At 66.0% G+C, this 19,006-nt stretch carries 17 protein-coding genes and 1 riboswitch; of the genes, 8 read left to right on the plus strand and 9 right to left on the minus strand.

The window, feature by feature from the left end; all coding sequences use genetic code 11:
• The first annotated feature begins 3 nt into the window (after positions 1–3).
• Complete coding sequence (tsaC, locus tag DNK10_RS12775; RefSeq protein ID WP_131179337.1) at positions 4–561, plus strand: L-threonylcarbamoyladenylate synthase type 1 TsaC; 558 nt, start codon at positions 4–6, stop codon at positions 559–561.
• Between the two features lie 98 nt (positions 562–659).
• Here the strand turns inward: tsaC and DNK10_RS12780 are convergent, their stop codons facing one another.
• Entirely contained in the window at positions 660–1,637 is a 978-nt protein-coding gene (locus tag DNK10_RS12780; protein WP_131191816.1) for an NADPH:quinone reductase, read from the minus strand.
• 183 nt (positions 1,638–1,820) lie between these two features.
• Between DNK10_RS12780 and hemF the strand changes: the two genes are divergently transcribed.
• Complete coding sequence (hemF, locus tag DNK10_RS12785) at positions 1,821–2,738, plus strand: oxygen-dependent coproporphyrinogen oxidase (RefSeq protein ID WP_131179335.1); 918 nt, start codon at positions 1,821–1,823, stop codon at positions 2,736–2,738.
• A gap of 63 nt (positions 2,739–2,801) precedes the next feature.
• Entirely contained in the window at positions 2,802–3,623 is an 822-nt protein-coding gene (gene aroE / locus DNK10_RS12790; RefSeq protein WP_131191817.1) for a shikimate dehydrogenase, read from the plus strand.
• Positions 3,624–3,930: 307 nt separating this feature from the next.
• Here aroE and DNK10_RS12795 read toward each other — a convergent pair whose 3' ends face one another.
• The 3 genes from DNK10_RS12795 to DNK10_RS12805 form a co-directional block, all read right to left on the minus strand.
• A complete protein-coding gene (locus DNK10_RS12795; RefSeq protein ID WP_244216249.1) occupies positions 3,931–6,354 on the minus strand; it encodes a TonB-dependent siderophore receptor in 2,424 nt (807 codons plus the stop codon).
• A gap of 79 nt (positions 6,355–6,433) precedes the next feature.
• Positions 6,434–7,402 (minus strand): FecR domain-containing protein, encoded by a 969-nt coding sequence (locus DNK10_RS12800; protein ID WP_131191818.1) that lies wholly within the window; start codon positions 7,400–7,402, stop codon positions 6,434–6,436.
• Positions 7,395–7,934, minus strand: a complete 540-nt coding sequence (locus DNK10_RS12805) for a sigma-70 family RNA polymerase sigma factor (RefSeq protein ID WP_131179332.1) — start codon at positions 7,932–7,934, stop codon at positions 7,395–7,397. Before DNK10_RS12805 ends, DNK10_RS12800 begins: the two co-directional genes overlap by 8 nt.
• A gap of 200 nt (positions 7,935–8,134) precedes the next feature.
• Here DNK10_RS12805 and DNK10_RS12810 point away from each other — a divergent pair, with 200 nt between their 5' ends.
• On the plus strand, positions 8,135–9,139 hold the full coding sequence (locus tag DNK10_RS12810; protein ID WP_131191819.1) for an Ldh family oxidoreductase: 1,005 nt from the start codon (positions 8,135–8,137) through the stop codon (positions 9,137–9,139).
• A 1-nt stretch (position 9,140) separates the two neighbouring features.
• Here the strand turns inward: DNK10_RS12810 and DNK10_RS12815 are convergent, their stop codons facing one another.
• From DNK10_RS12815 to cobG, 5 genes are all read right to left on the minus strand, one after another.
• Positions 9,141–9,653, minus strand: a complete 513-nt coding sequence (locus DNK10_RS12815; protein WP_131191820.1) for a hypothetical protein — start codon at positions 9,651–9,653, stop codon at positions 9,141–9,143.
• Between the two features lie 111 nt (positions 9,654–9,764).
• A complete protein-coding gene (gene cobJ, locus DNK10_RS12820; protein ID WP_131191821.1) occupies positions 9,765–11,450 on the minus strand; it encodes a precorrin-3B C(17)-methyltransferase in 1,686 nt (561 codons plus the stop codon).
• A 156-nt stretch (positions 11,451–11,606) separates the two neighbouring features.
• Positions 11,607–12,353 carry a precorrin-2 C(20)-methyltransferase gene (locus DNK10_RS12825; RefSeq protein WP_131191909.1) on the minus strand — a complete coding sequence of 249 codons (747 nt, stop codon included), beginning with the start codon at positions 12,351–12,353 and terminating at the stop codon, positions 11,607–11,609.
• 8 nt (positions 12,354–12,361) lie between these two features.
• The gene (locus tag DNK10_RS12830; protein WP_131191822.1) at positions 12,362–12,994 is read right to left on the minus strand and encodes a precorrin-8X methylmutase; all 633 of its coding nucleotides are present in this window, start codon (positions 12,992–12,994) and stop codon (positions 12,362–12,364) included.
• Positions 12,991–14,346: a precorrin-3B synthase gene (gene cobG / locus DNK10_RS12835; RefSeq protein ID WP_131191823.1), complete on the minus strand. Its 1,356-nt coding sequence runs from the start codon at positions 14,344–14,346 to the stop codon at positions 12,991–12,993. The genes DNK10_RS12830 and cobG overlap by 4 nt, the downstream gene beginning before the upstream one ends.
• A gap of 96 nt (positions 14,347–14,442) precedes the next feature.
• Positions 14,443–14,649: riboswitch (cobalamin riboswitch) on the minus strand.
• A gap of 180 nt (positions 14,650–14,829) precedes the next feature.
• Between cobG and cbiE the strand changes: the two genes are divergently transcribed.
• From cbiE to cfaB, 4 genes are all read left to right on the plus strand, one after another.
• Positions 14,830–16,044, plus strand: coding sequence for a precorrin-6y C5,15-methyltransferase (decarboxylating) subunit CbiE (gene cbiE / locus DNK10_RS12840; protein WP_131191824.1), 1,215 nt, complete (start codon positions 14,830–14,832; stop codon positions 16,042–16,044).
• Entirely contained in the window at positions 16,041–16,766 is a 726-nt protein-coding gene (locus DNK10_RS12845) for a cobalt-precorrin-6A reductase (protein WP_131191825.1), read from the plus strand. Before cbiE ends, DNK10_RS12845 begins: the two co-directional genes overlap by 4 nt.
• Positions 16,767–16,802: 36 nt before the next feature.
• Positions 16,803–17,528: a (2Fe-2S) ferredoxin domain-containing protein gene (locus tag DNK10_RS12850; RefSeq protein WP_131191826.1), complete on the plus strand. Its 726-nt coding sequence runs from the start codon at positions 16,803–16,805 to the stop codon at positions 17,526–17,528.
• A gap of 86 nt (positions 17,529–17,614) precedes the next feature.
• Positions 17,615–18,799, plus strand: a complete 1,185-nt coding sequence (cfaB, locus tag DNK10_RS12855) for a C17 cyclopropane fatty acid synthase CfaB (RefSeq protein ID WP_131191827.1) — start codon at positions 17,615–17,617, stop codon at positions 18,797–18,799.
• Positions 18,800–19,006: the final 207 nt, after the last annotated feature.

Raw genomic sequence — 19,006 nt, forward strand, 5'->3', positions numbered from 1 at the left:
TCCATGATCACCAGTTGGCAGGTTCAGCAGGCAGCGCGCGTGGTTCGCGCCGGCGGCGTTATCGCCTATCCGACCGAGGCGGTCTGGGGGCTGGGGTGCGATCCCTGGGATGAAATGGCAGTGGATCGGCTGCTGGCACTGAAGGAACGACCCATCCACAAGGGACTGATCTTGGTGGCCGACACTATTCGCCAGTTCGACTTCCTGCTCGAGGATCTGCCCGAAATCTGGCAGGATCGCCTGGCCAGCACCTGGCCCGGTCCCAATACCTGGCTGGTGCCGCATCAGGATCGTCTGCCGCGGTGGATTACTGGTGAGCACGACAGCGTCGCTCTACGGGTCAGCGATCACCCGCGGGTGCGTGAACTCTGCGCGCTGACCGGGCCGCTGGTCTCGACCTCCGCCAACCCCGCCGGCCGGCCGGCCGCGCGCTCGCGACTGCGGGTCGAACAGTACTTTCCACGGCAGCTGGATGCGGTGCTCGGCGGTGCTCTGGGCGGGCGACGCAATCCCAGTGTGATTCGTGATCTGGTCACTGGAGACGTGCGCCGACCGGCCTGACGGCAGCGGCAAGCTTCAAGCGACAAACCGTAGGGTGGATCGGGCCGCGTAGGTGAAGCGTCAGCTACGCGCCCCGATCCACCCTACGGAGGGCTGCTTCAGGGCAGCAGGATGGTCGATCCCGTGGTCTGCCGCGCACTGAGCGCGGCCTGGGCGGCAGCGGCGTCGCGCAGCGGGTAGCGTTGGCCGATCTCCACCGTGAGTTTGCCCTTGGCGATCATGTCGAACAGTTCGTCGGCCATCTTCTGCAGATGTTCCGGAGTGTCGGCATAGCCGGCCAGGGTCGGGCGGGTGACGTACAGCGAGCCTTTCTGCGAGAGGATACCGAGGTTGACGCCGGTCACTGCGCCAGAGGCGTTACCGAAGCTGACCAGCAGGCCGCGGGGCGCGACGCAGTCCAGCGAGGTTTCCCAGGTGTCCTTGCCGACGCCATCGTAGACCACCGGGCATTTCTTGCCGTCGGTCAGTTCCAGCACGCGCTGCGCAACATTCTCGTGGCTGTAATCGATGGTTGCCCAGGCGCCCTGTTGCAAGGCGCGCTCGGCCTTCTTCGCCGAACTCACGGTGCCGATCAGCTTGACGCCGAGCGCCTTGGCCCATTGGCAGGCGAAGGAGCCGACACCGCCAGCGGCAGCGTGGAACAGAATGATGTCGCCTCTCTTCAGCTCGGCGGTCTGGCGCAGCAGATACTGTACGGTCAGGCCCTTGAGCATCACCGCTGCGGCCTGCTCGAAGCTGATGGCTTCAGGCAGCTTGACCAGCTTTTCCGCCGGCAGCACGTGCAGTTCGCTGTAGCTTCCCAGCGGGCCGGTGGCGTAGGCCACGCGGTCGCCCACCTGGAAGTTCTTGACCTCGGAGCCGATGGCATCGACGAAACCGGCACCCTCGGTACCCAGGCTGGACGGCAGCGAAGGCGGCGCATACAGGCCGTTGCGGAAATAGGTGTCGATGAAATTGAGGCCGATGGCCTGGTTGTGTACACGCACCTCGTGGGGCCCGGGAGCGACCGGCTGGTAGTCGGCGTATTCGAGTACCTCGGGGCCGCCGTGGCGGCTGAACTGGATGCGTTTGGCCATCGTCTTTGCTCCTGCGTGAAAGTGAATGCAATAGATCCCGAATCTATCGGGCGTTGGGTACGCTTTTGCGTGCGGAGTCGAACGTCGCATCTGTCGTTGACCGGCGTCAACTGCGGAGCGCCGATACCCGGTGCTATGCTAGCCGCCGATTTCGCCCGACGTTCGTAACACAAGGTGCCCACCGTGAGTGATCAGACCGAGGCCGTAAAGGCCTACCTGCTCGATCTGCAAGATCGTATCTGTGCCGCCCTGCAAGCCGAGGACGGCAAGGCGAGCTTCATCGAAGACGCCTGGCAGCGCCCGGGTGGCGGTGGTGGACGCACGCGGGTGATCGGTGACGGCGCGCTGATCGAGAAGGGCGGCGTGAATTTCTCCCACGTGTTCGGCGACAGCCTGCCGCCATCGGCCAGCGCCCATCGCCCGGAACTGGCCGGGCGCGGTTTCCAGGCCCTCGGCGTATCCCTGGTGATCCACCCGCACAATCCCCATGTGCCGACGTCCCACGCCAACGTGCGCTTCTTCAGCGCCGAGAAGGAAGGTGAAGCGCCGGTCTGGTGGTTCGGTGGCGGCTTCGACCTGACGCCGTATTACGGCAACGAAGAAGACTGCGTGCACTGGCACCGTGTCGCCGAGCAGGCCTGCGCGCCGTTCGGCGCCGATGTCTATCCGCGCTACAAGGCCTGGTGCGATCGCTACTTCCACCTCAAGCACCGCGGTGAGCCGCGTGGGATCGGCGGGCTGTTCTTCGACGACCTCAACGAGTGGGATTTCGACACCTGCTTCGCTTTCATCCGCGCCATCGGCGACGCCTACATCGAGGCCTACCTGCCCATCGTGCAGCGCCGCAAGACCCTGTCCTTCACCCCGGCGCAGCGCGAGTTCCAGGAGTTTCGCCGTGGTCGCTACGTGGAGTTCAACCTGGTCTACGACCGCGGCACCCTGTTCGGCCTGCAGTCGGGCGGGCGTACCGAGTCGATTCTCATGTCGTTGCCGCCTCAGGTGCGCTGGGGCTACGACTGGAAAGCGCAACCGGGTAGCGAAGAAGCACGCCTGACCGAGTATTTCCTGACTGACCGCGACTGGCTGAACAGCCAGAACTGAACTTGAAGCTCGACGCAAAAAGCTTCAGGCTTGCCGCCTTTGGCTTTTGCGCACGGAAATTTCATGGATCGCTACGGTGTATTCGGCAACCCCATCGGCCACAGCAAGTCGCCCCTGATCCACCGTCTGTTCGCTGAACAGACTGGCCAGGAGCTGAGCTACGAGGCGCTGCTGGCGCCGCTGGAGGATTTCGACGGCTACGCTCGGGCCTTCTTCGCCGAAGGCCGTGGCGGCAACGTGACCGTGCCGTTCAAGGAGCAGGCCTGCGCCCTGGCCGATAGCCTGACCGAGCGCGCCCGACGTGCCGGTGCGGTGAATACCCTGAAGAAGCTCGATGACGGCAGCCTGCTCGGTGACAACACCGACGGTGCCGGCCTGGTGCGCGACCTGACCGTGAATGCCGGGATCGACCTGCGCGGCAAGCGCATTCTGCTGCTCGGCGCCGGTGGCGCGGTACGCGGCATTCTCGAACCCTTCCTGGCGCAGCAGCCGCAGACCCTGGTGATCGCCAACCGCACGGTGGAAAAGGCCGAACAACTGGCCCGCCAGTTCACTGATCTTGGTTCCGTGGTCGCCAGCGGTTTCGACTGGATCGACGCGCCGGTGGATCTGATCATCAACGGTACCTCCGCCAGCCTGTCTGGCGAGCTGCCACCGATCGCCGCCAGCCTGATCCAGCCAGGCCACACCTGCTGCTACGACATGATGTATGGCGCCGGCCCCACCGCCTTCAACCGCTGGGCCGCGGAACAGGGTGCTGCGCGTACCCTCGATGGCCTCGGTATGCTGGTCGAGCAGGCCGTGGAAGCCTTCCACCTGTGGCGTGGCGTGCGCCCGGACAGCGCACCGGTGCTGGCCGAACTGCGCCGCCAACTGGCCGCCTAGCACCACGCCCCGCCGCCGGTTTTTGCGTCTGGAACAAGGCGTAAGCGGCCGTTCGGTGACCCGCGTTGAACCATGGATCACGGCCTTCGGCCCCGGATTACGCCTGCGGCTAATCCAGGCTACGTTCTACGGTCTTAAAGGCGTAAGCGGACGCTCACCCCGTAGGGTGGATGACGCTCTTTTCATCCACCATCGCGATCGCAGAGCGGTGGACGGATGAAGCGTCGTCCACCCGACAGGCCGCTTCCGCCACAATGCAGCCGGTCTGCCTCGTCCTTCCCTGGATCTTCGCTGGCGAGCCGCTTTCTCAGAAGCTGTAGCGGGCAGTCATCTTGAAATTACGTGGGTCGCCGTAGATGTCATAGGGGTACCACTCGCCGTTGGCCACGCTGCTGTAGTAGGTGCGGTCGACCAGGTTGTTGACGTTGAGCTGCAGATCCAGCTGTTCGCTGGCCTTGTAGCCTGCCACCAGGCCGACCACGGTGTAAGACCCCTGCTGGTTGCGCCAGCTTCCGTCGTCAGCCGCGGTGCGGATGCGGCTCTGCTGATAGAGATCGCCACCAACACGCCAGCGTTGCAGTTCACCGGGCAGGGTATAGAGCGTGGACAGTTTGAACAGCTGACGCGGTTTCTTGCGGTCGAAGTCTTCGCCTTCTCTGGCTGCGTTGGCGTCGCTGACGTATTTCGTCTGGGTGTAGGTGTAACCGGCGGCAACCTGCCAGTTGTCGGTCAGGGCGCCCTGGATTTCCAGGTCGATGCCCTTGCTACGCACCAGCCCGGCAGCCTCGTAGCAGGAACTGTCCGGAGTGGAACCACATCCCAGCTGACCCGTCAGCGTCTGGGCACGGTTCTTCTGGTCGATCTGGAAAACAGCCAGGCTGGCGTTCAGTGCACCGTCGTAGTATTCGCCCTTGATGCCGACCTCGTAGTTCTCGCCAACCACCGGCTCCAGCGGTTTTCTGTCCAGGCCTCGCTCGCTCTGCGGCTTGAAGATATCGGTGTAACTGACATAGACCGAGTGATTGGCATCCAGGTCGTAGACCAGGCCGGCATAGCGGGTCAGATTGCGAGTGACCTTATAGTTGCCTTCACTGTTTTCGCGGTCGTCGAATTCGTACCAGTCGACGCGGCCGCCGAGGATCAGCGACAGTGGCTCGCTGAGGCGCAGGCGGGTGCTGGCATAGACGCTGTCCTGAGTGGTGGTCTCGGGAAGTCCGTTACTGCCAGTGACGTATTCCGGCTTGGTATGAGCACCTGGATCCCACTCGAAGGGATTGCTGCCAGCGTCGATGAAAGCGCTCCAGGCCTTACCGGAACGATAATCCAGCTGGCGCTTGCTTACGCCCAGGGTCAGGTCATGCTCTTGACCAAGTAGCTGGAAGGGGCCGCTGAGCGCCAGGTCGTAGCCGGTTTCCTTCTGCTCCATGGCTTCCGTCCATAGATAGTGGCGATCGTATTCCCATACCGAGGAGGCCAGCACGTCGGTGTCGGTCTTCGACTGCATGGCTGCCAGGCGCAGCGTCCAGTCGTTGGCGAAGCCCTGCTCCAGTGTGGCGAAATAACCGGTGGTGCGATTGTCCGAGTATTCCCAGTCATGACCCAGGAAGGTATCGCGTGGCAGCCCCAGATGACCGCCGCCACGGGCCATGGGCAGCCCGCCCCAGATATAGTTGGTATGGTTCTTCTGTCGGTAGGCGCCGAGAGTCAGGGTGGTGCTTTCGCTCAGGTCGGCGTCGACCACGCCGTAGAACAGGTCGTGATCGTGCTCCACCGAATCACGGAAGCTTCTGGCGTCCTGCCGCGAAACCACGGTACGGGCGCGCAGGGTGCCGTTTTCATTGAGGGGGCCACCGACATCCAGCGTGCCGCTGTAATCGTCCCAACTGCCGGCACTGCCGGTGAGCGTGCCCTGGAATTCATGGGTCGGGCGCTTGCGCACCAGGTTGATGGCGCCGGATGGGCTGCCGGCGCCCTGGGCCAGGCCCGTGGCACCACGGACGATCTCTACCCGGTCATACATGGCCAGGTTGGCTTCACCACTGGGCAGGTAGGTCAGCAGGCTGGTGGGGAAGCCGTCATACATGACATTGTCGACATCGAAGCCACGAGCGCTGAAGGACGGCCTGCCGACACCTCCCGAGTTATTGAGGAACACGCCGGGTGTGCTCTGGACGACGTCACTGATGCTGGTCATGGCCTTGTCGTCCATACGCTTTCGCGTGATCACACTGACCGACTGTGGCGTTTCGCGCAGGCTCAGAGGCAGCTTGGTAGCGGTCTGCATGGCCCCGGTGGTGTAAGAACCGCTGTTCTCGGTGGTGCTGGCCAGAGCACGGCCGGTCACGTTGGTGGCGCCCAGTTCGAGGCCTTGAGCGGCCTGAGCCGGTGTTAGCAGGTAAAGGCCATTACCCTGCGGCACGGCCTGCAGGCCGGTACCCTGCAGCAGTTGCCGCAGGCCGCCTTCCACGCTGCTGGATGCGTTCAGGCCGGGGCTGCGCAAACCTTCCACCAGGCTCGGTTCTATGGGCAGCGTGATACCCGCCTGGCTGGCGAAGTCGGACAGCGCACTGCTCAGATTACCGGCTGGCACCTGGTAGGCACGGCTCTGTTGCGCGGCCTGCTCGGCGGCCTGCAGCGAGGCCGCGGCCAGGCTGCCGCCCGCGATGATCAGGCTCAGTGCGGCAGCGTGTACCGCCCGTGCCAGTGGTTGCATGCCCTGCGTCGTCGCCATGTGTTCGTCCCCGCCCTGTCAGAGTGTTGTGGTTACGGGAGAGACACGCGGCAAAGGAAATACACGACAATGATTCTTCTTACGCGCTTGCACGCGCCGTGACGGTGACCCAATAGGGCGTGCGGTAGTGGATGCTCACCGGCAGGGTCTGGCTCAGGGCGCGGAGAATCTGGTCGGTATCGCGTAACTGGAAGGCGCCGGAAATCAGCAGTCCGGCCACCGCTGGATCGCAGCGCAGCAGGCCGGGGCGGTAGCGATCCAGCTCGCTGACGAAATCATCCAGGCGCATCTTCTCTGCGCGCAGTACACCGCTGAGCCAGTCGAGACGACTCTGTGCCAGTGCCATGGCGGGTTCCGCAATCTGGGCGCTGACGCGGGTCTGCTGGCCGGTCGCCAGACGCAACAGGCCGTCATCACCTCGGGACAGCCGCGGACGCACTTCGACAGCGCCTTCGAGCGCGGCGAGGTAAGTGCTATGCGGATACTGACGAACCAGAAAGCGACTGCCGAGCAGGGTGATTTCCGCCTCGGCGGTATCGACGATGAACGGCCGTCTGGCGCGCTCGCGGGGCACCTCGACGAGCATCTCCCCGGCGATCAGGCGCACGCGGCGTACGCTGTCGTCGTAGGCGATATCCACGGCGCTGCCGGTGTTAAGGCGAATCTGTCCGCCATCCGGCAGGTGCAGGGTGCGCTGCTCGCCGGTGGCGGTACGCTCGTCCGCCTGCCATTCGCGCCACGGCAGGCCCCGTTGCGCGGCCAGGCCGAGCGGGGCGGCGACAATCAGCAGCGCCAGGGTCTTGAGTACACGCCGCCGCTCCAGGTTGCGCGGGCGTTCCAGGGCCGCACGCCCGGCCCCGCTGGAAAGCTGCTGGGCTTGAGCGCTGAAGCGCTCTGCCAGTTGCCAGGCGCGTTCGTGATCGCTGTGCCGCGCCCGCCACTCGGTGCAGGCGGCATGCTCGGCGGCGCTGGCGCCGCCGTTCTGCAGGCGCACGAACCAGCCAGCCGCTTCACGGGCGATGCGCCGGTCGATGGGCGTATCACTCATGCTGCGCGCCCTGGCTGGCGAGCACGATGCATTCCTCGAAGGCCCGTGCCAGGTGACGCTGCACCGAGCGCACGCTGAGGTTGAGCCGGCTGGCGATCTCTTCCTGTGTATAACCCTCCAACTGAGCCATCAGGAACGCCTGGCGGGTCTTGGCTGGCAGTATGGCGAGCACTCGGTCGACCTCGTCGAGGGCTTCGAGCACCAGGGCCTGATGTTCCAGCGATGGCGCCAGATCTTCCGGCGTTTCCGCCAGCGCGGTCAGGTAGGCTTGCTCCAGGGAGCGGCGGCGGTAGAGGTTGATGGTCAGGCGATTGGCGATGGTCGCCAGATAGGCGCGGGGCGTCGTGAGACTCAGGGGCTCGCCTGGCGCGCTGCTGAGCAGGCGCACGAAGGTATCCTGGGCCAGATCCGCCGCATCGGCGGCGTTGCCCAGGCGCTTGCGCAGCCAGGTTTGCAGCCAGCCGTGGTGGTGGCTGTAAAGCTGGTCGATGGCCTGATGCTGGAGGTGGGTTGCCGATGAAGTGGAGTGCACGGGATATATTCGATGGGAATGAGAATTTGTCGCATTCTATCAGCGTAACCCAGGGCTCGCACAAGTGAACGCTCGGGGTGTGCCGGCTATGCTGAATTCGTCATCCGTCCGAGCCAAACGCATCAAGCCAGCCCGATGCTTCGAGTCGCACTGTATAACGTCCATTTGGCCCTGCGGCCACCTTGAACAAGGAGCTGAAGATGATTCGACTGACCCTGGCTGAAGCGGGTGACCTGGCGCTGGCGATCATGCGCCACAACGGGTTCAGCGAAGCCCAGGCACGCGCTGTGACCACCACCGTGCTGGCCGGTGAGCGCGATGGCTGCGCCTCTCACGGTCTGTACCGTGTGCTGGGCTGCGTGAGCTCGCTGAAAGCGGGCAAGGTGGTGGCCGATGCCGAGCCCGAGGTGATCGATCAGGCGCCTTCGATCGTCCGCGTGGATGCCCGCGGTGGCTTTTCGCAACTGGCCTTCCAGGCGGGGTTGCCCGTGCTGCAAGAGAAGACCAGGGCCAATGGTATCGCCGCCCTGGCGATCAACCGCTGTGTGCATTTTTCCGCATTGTGGGTGGAGATCGAAGCGCTCACCGAAGCCGGGCTGGTGGCCCTGGCCTGCAACCCGAGCCATGCCTGGGTGGCGCCAGCCGGCGGCAGCAAACCGATCTTCGGCACCAATCCCATCGCCTTTGGCTGGCCGCGCGCCGGCAAGCATCCGTTCATTTTCGACTTCGCCACCAGTGCCATCGCCCGCGGTGATATCGAGCTGCACCGCCGTGCTGGCAAAGCGATCCCGGAAGGCTGGGGCATCGACGCCGACGGCCAGCCAAGCACTGACGCCGAGGCCGTCATGAATGGCGCCATGCTGACTTTCGGCGGGCACAAGGGCTCGGCGCTGGCGGCCATGGTCGAGCTGATCGCCGGGCCGCTGATCGGCGACCTGACCAGCGCCGAGTCCCTGGCCTATGACGCGGGCAGCAAGTCGTCGCCCTATCACGGCGAGCTGATCATCGCCCTCGACCCGCAGCGCTTTCTCGGCGCTGCTGCCGATGAGCACCTGGCCAGGGCCGAGGCGCTGTTCGAAGGGATTCAGGAGCAGGGCGCGCGCCTGCCGTCACAACGGCGCTATGACGCCCGCGCCCGCAGCCTCGCCGACGGCGTGCAGATTCCCCAGGCGCTGTACGACGATCTGAAGGCCTTGCTGGCCTAGGTCAGTTGATGCTGTAGCCGCGCCCGCTCAGGCAGGCGCCCAGTGCGCGCCGATAGTAGTCGGTGGCACTGGGCGCTGGCGCGCTGGTCGCGGTGGCCGGGTCGAAGCCGCTCTGGCTGACCGCCCAGCTATGGCATTCGTAGCGGTCGCGGGCCTGCAGATCGGCATTCTGGCCGCGTGCCGGGTAGGCGATCACATCGTAGTTGGCCGCTGGCGCCGAGCTGATCACCGGTGGCGCCTCGACCACGATGTACTGCCTGCGATCGGCATTCCACATGTAGTAAGTGCCGGCGGCAACGAAGTACAGCGCGCTGCCGATCCACAATTCGCGAGCATGGTTCGGCAAGCCATGGCCATGCCGCGGGCCCGGGCCTCCCCAACCTGGCCCGGGGCCGCCGTGCCCGCCATGTCCACCTGGGCTTCCACCCGGCCCGCCGGGGCCAGCCAGAGCACTCAGGGAAAGCGTCGTCAGCAACAGTGCGACGACGGCGGTACAGGGGAGACTTGCTTTCATCATGGGCTCCAGAGAATGCGACAGCCCGACCAGGTGGTGGGGCAGAGTCGATTATCGAGGGGCCTGTGCAAAGGGACGTCAGGCAGGTGTAAAGGTGGTGTAAAGGCCTGCTCACATGGCAGATGAAGTCTCTTCGGGTGTCTGTGGATAACTGCGCGGCGTATACACCCACTCACCGCCGTCGCCTCTGGGGAAGCGGCGGGTCTGGCTGGAGCCGATGATCACCAGGGTGCGCATGTCGACCATCTGCGGGGTCAGCTCGCCGAGGTTGAGCACACGGAGGGCTTCGGCGGGGCGACCGATATCGCGGCCCAGCACCACCACGGTATCGGGCGTGCGGTGCTGGCGGACGATTTCCAGAGCGCGGCCGAGTTGCCAGGGGCGGGCCTTGGAGATCGGGTTGTAGAAGGCCATGGCCAGATCCGCTGCGCCGGCATGGTCGAGGCGGTTTTCGATCGCCGCCCAGGGCTTGAGATTGTCCGACAGGGAGATCAGGCAGAAGTCGTGACCCAGCGGCGCGCCGGCCTTGGCGGCGGTAGCCAGAGCGGCGGACACGCCGGGAAGAACCTCCAGTTCGACGGCGTGCCAGCCGGCGGGCGCGTCGGTCGCTTCCAGGGCTTCCAGCACGGCCGCCGCCATGGCGAACACGCCGGGGTCGCCGGAGGAAATCACCACCACGCGCCGGCCACTGGCGGCCAGCTCGAAGGCGTGGCGGGCGCGTTGCAGTTCTTCACGATTGTCGCTGCAGTGGCGTACCTGTTCGGGGCGCAGCGGCTCGGCCATCTTCACGTAGGTTTCGTAGCCAAGCAGATCCTCGGCCTCGTCCAGCGCGCGGCGTACCGCGGGGGTCATGTGTTCGGCGGCGCCCGGGCCGAGGCCGATCACGCTCAGGCGGCCTCGCGGGTGGCCAACCGTTTGCGCTGCCTCGGGCGAATCTGCCTGCAACAACTGCAGGCCTTCGCCACGGTGGACGGGCGCTGGCAGTGCATCGCTGGTGTTGATGAAACGCAGCGGTACCGCAAGGTCGGCAGCTGCCTGTGTCAGGCGCCTGTCGGTCATCAGTGCCTGCGGGGCGAGCAGGGCAGCGAGCGCCTTGGCCGCCAGGCCTGCCTGGCCGAGTGCCTGCCTGATGCGCGCCACAAGGTCATCGTCCGCCGTATCGATCAGGGCGAGCAGCGTGCGTGGGTGGATCAGCAGTTCGTTCTGCTGCTGCGCGACCTGCTCGGTGGTGATGCGTACCGTGCGACCGGCATCCTCGGCCAGCGGCAGCCTGGCCTCGGCCAGCCAGGGCGCGCTGCCATCGATACGCAGGCTTTCGCCGCCAAGCAGATCGGAGACGAAGCGTTTGCCCTGCTCGAGATCGGCCAGGGCGTAGCCGCTCGGCGGGTCGAGCAGGCAGGTGCCGAAGCGCAGTTCGCCGCTGGTGGTGATGGCCGCGCTGGTTTCCAGTGCCGCGGCGATCTCTCGGGCCATACGGTTGACGCCGCCCAGGCCGCCGAGCAGCGGCACCACGGCGCTGCCGTCTTCGGCCACGGCCAGCACCGGTGGCTCGGCGCCCTTGCTGGCGAGCAGCGGGGCCAGGCTGCGGATGACGATTCCTGCAGCGCACAGGGCGATGATCGGCGTGCCGTTGCGATACAGACTGCGCAAGGTATCGCCAAAGTCGTCATAGGCCTGATCGGCCTCGACCCGTCCGTGCAGGCCATGGATGACGGCCTGTGGATAAAGCGCCTGGATGCGCCGCGCAGTGGCCAGTGCAGAGGGGCCGAGGATGACGAGAGCGGGGGAGGGAGTCATGGTTTATCCACTGTCAGGAGCAGGCAGGCAAGTTCGCTGAAATCATGTAGGAGCTGGCTTGCCGGCGATAACGTTGGTGAAATCGGTACCGGCATGCAGGCTGAAATCGATTCGCCGGCAAGCCGGCTCCTACGCTATGCAAGGGGCAAGGTCAGCTCAACCCCGCCACTTCTTACCCGGCACCACGATCATCGAAAAATACGGCGAGGCCATGGGCTCGACTTCGTCCAGCGGCACGATGCGCTGGTTGGCCATGGTCGCCCGCTCCACGTAGTGGGCGCGGTCGTGCAGGTCGAGATCCACCAGTATCCGGCGTACTTTCTCGAAGTTGCGTCCGAGTTTCATCACCACGGCGGCTTCGGCGTCGCGCAGGCGCTCGCGCAGCTCGTCTTCGGGCAGCACGCCGGAGAGCACCGACAGGCTCTGGTTGCGGTATACCAGTGGTACGCCGAGCACCGCCGCGCTACCGAGCATCGAACACACGCCGGGAATCACCTGGGCCTCGTAGCGCTCGGCCAGGCGGTCGTGCAGGTACATGTAGGAGCCGTAGAAGAACGGGTCGCCTTCGCAGATCACCGCCACGTCGCGGCCGGCGTCGAGGTGCTCGGCGACCTGGTTGGCGCAGGTGTCGTAGAAATCGCTGATCACGTCCTCGTAGCACAACGGAGGCTCGAGCTTTTCGGTGGTCACCGGGTAGACCAGCGGCAGGCGCTGCTGGCTGTCTTCCAGGTGCGCTTCGATGATGCCGAAGGCGTTGCCGCCCTGGCCGATATTGGCCTTGGCCACGAAGTAGCCGACCACGGGCGACGACTTGAGCAGGCGCAGGGCCTTGAGGGTGATCAGTTCCGGGTCGCCCGGGCCTACGCCCAGGCCCAGCAGGCGGCCTTTGCCGGGGCGGTCCATACCGGTCATCATTCGACCTCCGTGGCCAGGGCGTTGACCGCGGCGGCGGCCATGGCGCTGCCACCGCGACGGCCCTGGACGATCACGTAGGGCACGCCGTGTTCGGCGAAGGTGCTGGCGAGCAGCTCCTTGGATTCCGCGGCACCGACGAAGCCCACCGGGAAACCGAGAATCAGCGCTGGCTTGGGCGCACCGGCAGCGAGCATGTCGAGTAGATAGAAGAGTGCGGTGGGCGCATTGCCGATTACCACCACCGAGCCTTCGAGGTGCTCGCGCCAGTGCTCCAGGGCCACCGCCGAACGGGTGTTGCCCAGCTTCTTGGCCAGCTCCGGTACACCGGCATCGTTGAGGGTGCAGAGCACCGGGTTGCCCGCTTGCAGGCGCGTACGGGTCACCCCTTCGGCGACCATGCGCGCATCGCAAAGAATCGCCGCGCCATTGGCCAGGGCCTGACGCCCGGCCGTGCCGGCACCCGCGGAAAAGCGCAGATCCTGCACCACATCGACCATGCCGCAGGCGTGGATGACCCGCACCGCGAGCTTCTCCAGATCCGCCGGAATGGCGCTCAGGTCGGCCTCGGCGCGGATGATGGAGAAGGAATGGCGATAGATCTCCTGACCATCGCGGATGTAATCGGTCATCGGGTGAAACTCCAGGTATCGGGAAGCGAAGCCAGCAGCTCGCTGGCTTCGTCGAGTGTCAGGTGGCGCGCCAGTGGCGCGCCGAAATCGTTGCTGTCAGAACGACGGGCGAACAGGTCGTAGCGCCCCTCGGCTACCGCCAGCAGGGTCACTGGCGCACGGTGCGCCGCGGCGCAAGAGCGGCTGCAGCCGCTGAGGTGGATGCCCGCCTGCCGGCTGCCGGCCTGCAGCCTTTCGGCCAGGCGCCCGGCATCGGCCTTGGTGTCGGCCAGGCCCTTGGCGCAACCGCTCGAACCGGTACAGGCGATGACGCGTGTCAACGGCGCATCGGCATCGACCAGCAGACCGAGCCCTTCCAGCGCCTGGGCAGCTGTCTTCGCATCGGCCTCGGCGATATTCGGCAGCAACACGCTCTGCCAGGGGGTCAGGCGCAGGCTGCCATCGCCCAGACGCCGAGCCAGAGCGGCCAGGCCAAGCAGTTGTTCAGCGTCGATTCGGCCCAACGGCGGCACCCCGCCGATATACACCAGACCAGGCTGGCGCTGGGCGCCGATACCGATATGGGCCTGGGGTTCGGCAGGGCTGCGCCGCCACTGATCCGCGCTCAGCAGAACGTCACCCAGACGTTCGCCCAGGCGCTGCAGCAGTTCGGCGGCCGGGTGGCTGACGAGCAGATGGCGCATGCGCGTCTGCTCGGGGCTGGCCAGTTCGAGAAACAGATCGAGCAGCGCCAGCAGCAGATCATGGGCATGCGCCTCGGGCACCACTGCCAGCGCGGGCGCATCGCCAGGTGCCTGTGGCGGGCAACCGGCCAGGCCGAAGGCATAGCCGATCTGGCCATCCAGCGGCAGGGCGCTGAGCCAGATATCGTGGGGATGTTCGAGCATGGCAAGGCGTTCGCCGCCATCGAGCAGCAGGGCGAACTTGGGCGACAGCGCGTGCAGGCGCGGCGTGTTCTCCAGGGTCGTCAGCAAGCGTGCGGCCAGCGCCGACACGTCGACCAGCGCCGCCGGATCGAGGCCGGCGGCGGGGCTGACCATCAGGTTGCGCACATCGTCGGCACCGGGTGAGTTCGGGCCGAGACCCGCAGCCAGCAGCTCGCCGATCAGCGCATCTTCACTGCCGGCATGGATGCCGCGGATCTGCAGGTTGGCGCGGTTGGTGGCTTCGAGCACGCCGCCTGCATGGCGTTGCGCGGCCTGGGCGATGCGCTCGGCCTGGCTGGCGTCGAGGCGGCCGCAGGCCAGCTTGATCCGGCAGATACCGCCGTCCTTCGCCTGCACGATACGCAGCAACCCCGGACAGGCCGAGGGGCGAAAGGCTGGAGATGGATTGCACTGGGCCTGTTTCAACGGATCACCGGGGTCGGGTCACATGGGCATCCGTTCGAGGATAGGCCAGAGAAGGTCGAGCTTCTATCACCGGGACACCCCGCCCGGTGTGGGCACATGCGACTGAATCCGTCGGCAGGTCTCCTGGCTCGCAGGTCATGGCGCGTGGCCGGCCTTCCCGGTTTCCCAGTGGCGGTTGGCACATGCGCTCGCTGCGTACAGTTGCGGGGGCAGCCACGCGGCAGAATGCTCCGCTCGTGTTCCCTCTTAGGCCCGCGCCTACGTACCACGTAGCCGACGGACACCGACGAAGACGCTATTATGCCCGCTTTGCCCACCCGGATGAAAAGCCGCGTCGTCGGATACTCCCGTTCCGGTATGTGCGCGGAAGGCCCGAAGCGGCCTTTTGTAGGGTGGACGACGCTTTATCCGTCCACCGCCTTACCATCGTAAATGGTGGACAAAAAGAGCGTTGTCCACAGGACTGACAATTGAGGAAAACGCATGACACCCTGGCTGACCGTCGTGGGCATTGGAGAAGACGGCTATGCCGGCCTCGGCAAGGCGGCGCGGCATGCCCTGCTCAAGGCTGGCCAGGTGTTCGGCAGCGAACGCCAGTTGGCCCTGCTGCCGCGCTGCATCGGTGCCACGCGTCTGGCCTGGCCCAGGCCCTTTTCCCTGGCACCGGTGCTGGCGCAGCGCGGCACGCCGGTCTGCGTGCTGGCCAGCGGTGACCCGATGCTCTTCGGTGTCGGTGCCAGCCTGGCTCGCGAGTTGCCGAGCGAGGAGCTGCACATCCTGCCGGCGCCTTCGTCCTGCTCGCTGGCGGCGGCTCGCCTGGGCTGGCCGCTGCAGACCACGACCCTGGTCTCGCTGGTTGGCCGACCGCTGGCGGCACTCAATGCGCAGATTCATCCCGGCGTGCGCCTGCTGGTGCTGAGCAATGATGGCGCGAGCCCGGCAGCCATCGCCGAGCTGCTATGCGAGCGCGGTTTCGGGCCCAGTCGGCTGAGCGTCTTCGAGCACCTGGGCGGTGAGCGGGAGCGGCGGATCGACGGCCTGGCCGGGGGCTGGTCGCTGGATCGGGCGGCCGATCTCAACCTGGTGGCGATCGACTGCGTGGCCGGCGATGACGCCAGGTGTCTGCCGCTCACGCCCGGTCTGCCGGACGACGCCTATCGTCATGATGGGCAACTCACCAAGCGCGACGTGCGCGCCATCACCCTGGCGCGTTTGGCGCCGCTGCCCGGCGAACTGCTCTGGGATGTCGGTGCCGGCTGCGGCTCCATTGGCATCGAGTGGCTGCGCGCTCATCCCGCTTGTCGGGCCATCGCCATCGAGGCTGACGAAGGGCGCCAGGGCCATATCATCCACAACCGCGATGCCCTCGGCGTGCCGGGGCTGCAACTGGTGGCCGGGCGGGCACCCGAGGCGCTGGAGGGGCTGGCGGCGCCAGATGCGATCTTCATCGGCGGCGGCGTTACCGCACCCGGTGTGCTGGATAGCTGCTGGCGCGGGCTCAAGCCGGGTGGCCGGCTGGTGGCCAATGCCGTGACCCTGCAGAGCGAAGCGGCGCTGATCGCCTTTCGCGGTGAACACGGCGGCGAGCTGACCCGCATCGAAGTGGCTCAGGCCCGGCCACTCGGTGGTTTCGACACCTGGCGCGCCGCGTTGCCGATCACCCTGCTGCACGTCAGCAAGCCGGCCGAGTCGTCATGACCCGCGTGCTGTTGCTGGGCGGTATCGGTGAGGCGCTGAGTCTCGCCCGGCGCCTTGGGCCGGCGCACATATACAGCCTGGCCGGGTTGGGCAGGGTGCCGGATGACCTCGCTTGCCAGGTGCGCATCGGTGGTTTCGGCGGCGCCGAGGGCCTTGCTGGCTTCATCCGCGAGCAGGGAATCGATCTGCTGGTCGACGCGACCCACCCCTATGCCGCGCAGATCAGCCATAACGCCGCCCGCGCCGCGCAACGGGCAGGGATCGCCTGCTGGGCACTGCGTCGGCCGGGCTGGCAGGCCTTGCCTGGGGATGACTGGCGCGAGGTATTCGATTGGCCGACGCTGATCGCGGCACTCGGCGATTTTCAGCGGCCACTGTTCACCCTCGGCCGCGAACCACTGGAGCATCTGCAGGAGATTCCCGCCCACCAGCACTGGACGGTGCGCTGTCTGCAAAGTCAGCCCGCTACAGCACGCGCCGAGGTGATCGGCGCCCGCGGGCCATTCAGCCTGGAAGACGAGCGCGCGCTGTTCGAGCGCCTGGATTGCGATGTGCTGGTGAGCAAGAACAGTGGCAGCGCCGCCACCGAGCACAAACTGCAGGTCGCCCGTGAGCGCGGTGTGCCGGTGCTGGTGTTGCAGCGTCCGGAGCTGCCTGCGGTCGAGCGGCAGTTCGAGGCGCCTGAGGCGCTGTGGCAGGCGCTGCTGGCAATCGGTATCTGAACGGCTGCTACACTGCCGCCCTTTTATGGAGCCCCCATGACCACCACGCCATACGCTCAGGTGCTGTTCGCCGGCCCGGATCTGCTGCAGGGATCGTTCGCCGAGCTGTTTCGTGCCCGCCTGGTCGAGCTGCGTGGGCAGGGTGCGTTGGCGGAAATCGTCGATACCGCGGCGGGTCACGACGACCTCTGGCTGCGTGTGCGTGAGGGCAGCGGAACGTTGCTGGTGATCGACCTCGAAGCACAGAGCAGCAGCCAGCATGTCGACTGGCTGCGCAGCGAACTGGCCGGCCTGGTCGATCCTTCACGGGTTTTCGTCACCAGCCTGTTCGGCCAGCTCGACGCCGATGCGGCAGCGGCCGCCTGTGCACTGATCGAACGGCCGGAACTGCACCTGAGCTGCGTCGACGTACCGGCGCTGCCATCCAGCCATGCCTGGTCGAAGATCCCCGCCCACCAATACCGTGTGTTGCTTTGCAACGGCCCACGCTGCACCCGGCGCGGAGCCCTGCCGTTGTGGAAGGCGCTGCGCGAGCGGGTCAAGGCGGCCGGTCGGCTGGAGTGTGACGGTGGTGTGCATATCACCCGCACCCAGTGCCAGTTTCCCTGCGACCAGGGGCCGACCCTGAGCGTCTATCCACCCGGCGCCTGGTACCGGATCCGCAGCGAGGCGGACGTGGCGCGGCTGGTGGACGAGCAACTGATCCACGGCCGCCCGGTACCCGAGCTGTCGATTCGGGACGTGACGGACTCACGGCGCTGATTGTTTCACGCTATCGCTTCGATAGCCTCGAATAGCGAACAACTGGTCTACGCTTGTTTTGATCGTCAAAACGGTGGAGGTATCCGATGCTTGCCTATTTGCCGCCCGTCCTGCGTGACCTGCAATTGCCGCTGCGTATCCGTCTGTGGGACGGCAATCAGCTCGATCTCGGCCCGCAGCCGCAAGTCACCCTGGTGGTCAGGGATCCGAGCATGCTCTCGCAACTGACCCAGCCCAGTCTCGATGCTCTGGGCAGCGCCTATGTCGAGGGGCGTTGCGAGATCGAGGGGGCGATCGACGAGGTCATCGCGCTGGGCGATGCACTCAGTCAGGCGCTGTTGGGCGAGGCCGAGGAAAGTGACGCGCACTACAGCCGTCACGACAAGGCCAGCGATGCCGCCGACATCAGCTACCATTACGATCTGTCCAACGACTTTTACTCGCTCTGGCTGGATGAGCAGATGGTCTACTCCTGCGCCTATTTCGAGTCGCCCGAGCAGACCCTGGAACAGGCCCAGTTGGCCAAGCTGCGCCATCTGTGTCGCAAGTTGCGTCTGCAACCCGGTGAGCGCTTGCTGGACGTGGGTTGTGGCTGGGGGGGGCTGGCCCGCCTGGCCGCGCGGGAGTTCGGTGCCGAGGTGTACGGCATCACCCTCAGCCAGGCCCAGTTGCAACTGGGCCGCCAACGGGTGCACGAAGAGGGGCTGGACGACCGGGTGCGCCTGGAACTGCAGGACTACCGTGACCTGCCCCAGGACGGCCGCTTCGACAAGGTGGTCAGTGTCGGCATGTTCGAGCACGTTGGCCACGCCAACCTGCCGTTGTACTGCCAGCGCCTGTTCGGTGCGGTGAAGGCCGGCGGGCTGGTGATGAACCACGGCATCACCGCCAAGCACAGCGATGGCCGCCCGGTGGGACGCGGTGCCGGTGAGTTCATCGGTCGCTATGTGTTTCCCCATGGCGAGTTACCACATCTGTCCACCATCACCCGCCACCTCGCTGACGCTGGCCTGGAGGTGATGGATGTGGAAAACCTGCGCCTGCATTACGCCCGTACTCTGGAACACTGGAGTGCGCGCCTGGAAGCACGTCTGCAAGACGCGGCGCAGCTGGTACCGGAGCGGGCGGTGCGTATCTGGCGTCTGTACCTGGCGGGCTGCGCTTATGGCTTCGCCCGTGGCTGGATGAGCCTGCACCAGATACTCGCGCTCAAACCCCAGGCCGACGGCAGCCACGATCTGCCCTGGACGCGCGCGGATATTTACCGCTAGCGCAGCGGCCAGTTGCAAGCCACAGGCGGCCAGCAAAAGCGCGCTGCCCGGTGTGTTTGCAGCTGGCCGCTTTCTTTTGCGCCAAGGGCCATGGCCTTGGCCACCTGGGGTGGGAAGGTGGTGGGCATATCATCCGCACCCAGAGCCAGCTCCCTTGAACGGTCGCCTATCCCCTGGCGATCCCTCACACGACCCGCATGCATTTCG

The organism is Phytopseudomonas daroniae, from assembly GCF_004327275.1.
Taxonomy (GTDB): domain Bacteria; phylum Pseudomonadota; class Gammaproteobacteria; order Pseudomonadales; family Pseudomonadaceae; genus Aquipseudomonas; species Aquipseudomonas daroniae.

Bases quoted from the DNA above. Each gene is read 5' to 3' on its own strand.
- DNK10_RS12800 (WP_131191818.1), bottom strand. From the start codon at position 7,402: ATGAGTGATACGCCCATCGACCGGCGCATCGCCCGTGAAGCGGCTGGC.
- cfaB (WP_131191827.1), top strand. From the start codon at position 17,615: ATGCTTGCCTATTTGCCGCCCGTCCTGCGTGACCTGCAATTGCCGCTG.
- DNK10_RS12780 (WP_131191816.1), bottom strand. From the start codon at position 1,637: ATGGCCAAACGCATCCAGTTCAGCCGCCACGGCGGCCCCGAGGTACTC.
- aroE (WP_131191817.1), top strand. From the start codon at position 2,802: ATGGATCGCTACGGTGTATTCGGCAACCCCATCGGCCACAGCAAGTCG.
- DNK10_RS12830 (WP_131191822.1), bottom strand. From the start codon at position 12,994: ATGACCGATTACATCCGCGATGGTCAGGAGATCTATCGCCATTCCTTC.
- DNK10_RS12850 (WP_131191826.1), top strand. From the start codon at position 16,803: ATGACCACCACGCCATACGCTCAGGTGCTGTTCGCCGGCCCGGATCTG.
- cobJ (WP_131191821.1), bottom strand. From the start codon at position 11,450: ATGACTCCCTCCCCCGCTCTCGTCATCCTCGGCCCCTCTGCACTGGCC.
- tsaC (WP_131179337.1), top strand. From the start codon at position 4: ATGATCACCAGTTGGCAGGTTCAGCAGGCAGCGCGCGTGGTTCGCGCC.
- DNK10_RS12810 (WP_131191819.1), top strand. From the start codon at position 8,135: ATGATTCGACTGACCCTGGCTGAAGCGGGTGACCTGGCGCTGGCGATC.
- DNK10_RS12845 (WP_131191825.1), top strand. From the start codon at position 16,041: ATGACCCGCGTGCTGTTGCTGGGCGGTATCGGTGAGGCGCTGAGTCTC.
- cbiE (WP_131191824.1), top strand. From the start codon at position 14,830: ATGACACCCTGGCTGACCGTCGTGGGCATTGGAGAAGACGGCTATGCC.
- DNK10_RS12825 (WP_131191909.1), bottom strand. From the start codon at position 12,353: ATGGACCGCCCCGGCAAAGGCCGCCTGCTGGGCCTGGGCGTAGGCCCG.
- DNK10_RS12815 (WP_131191820.1), bottom strand. From the start codon at position 9,653: ATGAAAGCAAGTCTCCCCTGTACCGCCGTCGTCGCACTGTTGCTGACG.
- DNK10_RS12795 (WP_244216249.1), bottom strand. From the start codon at position 6,354: ATGGCGACGACGCAGGGCATGCAACCACTGGCACGGGCGGTACACGCT.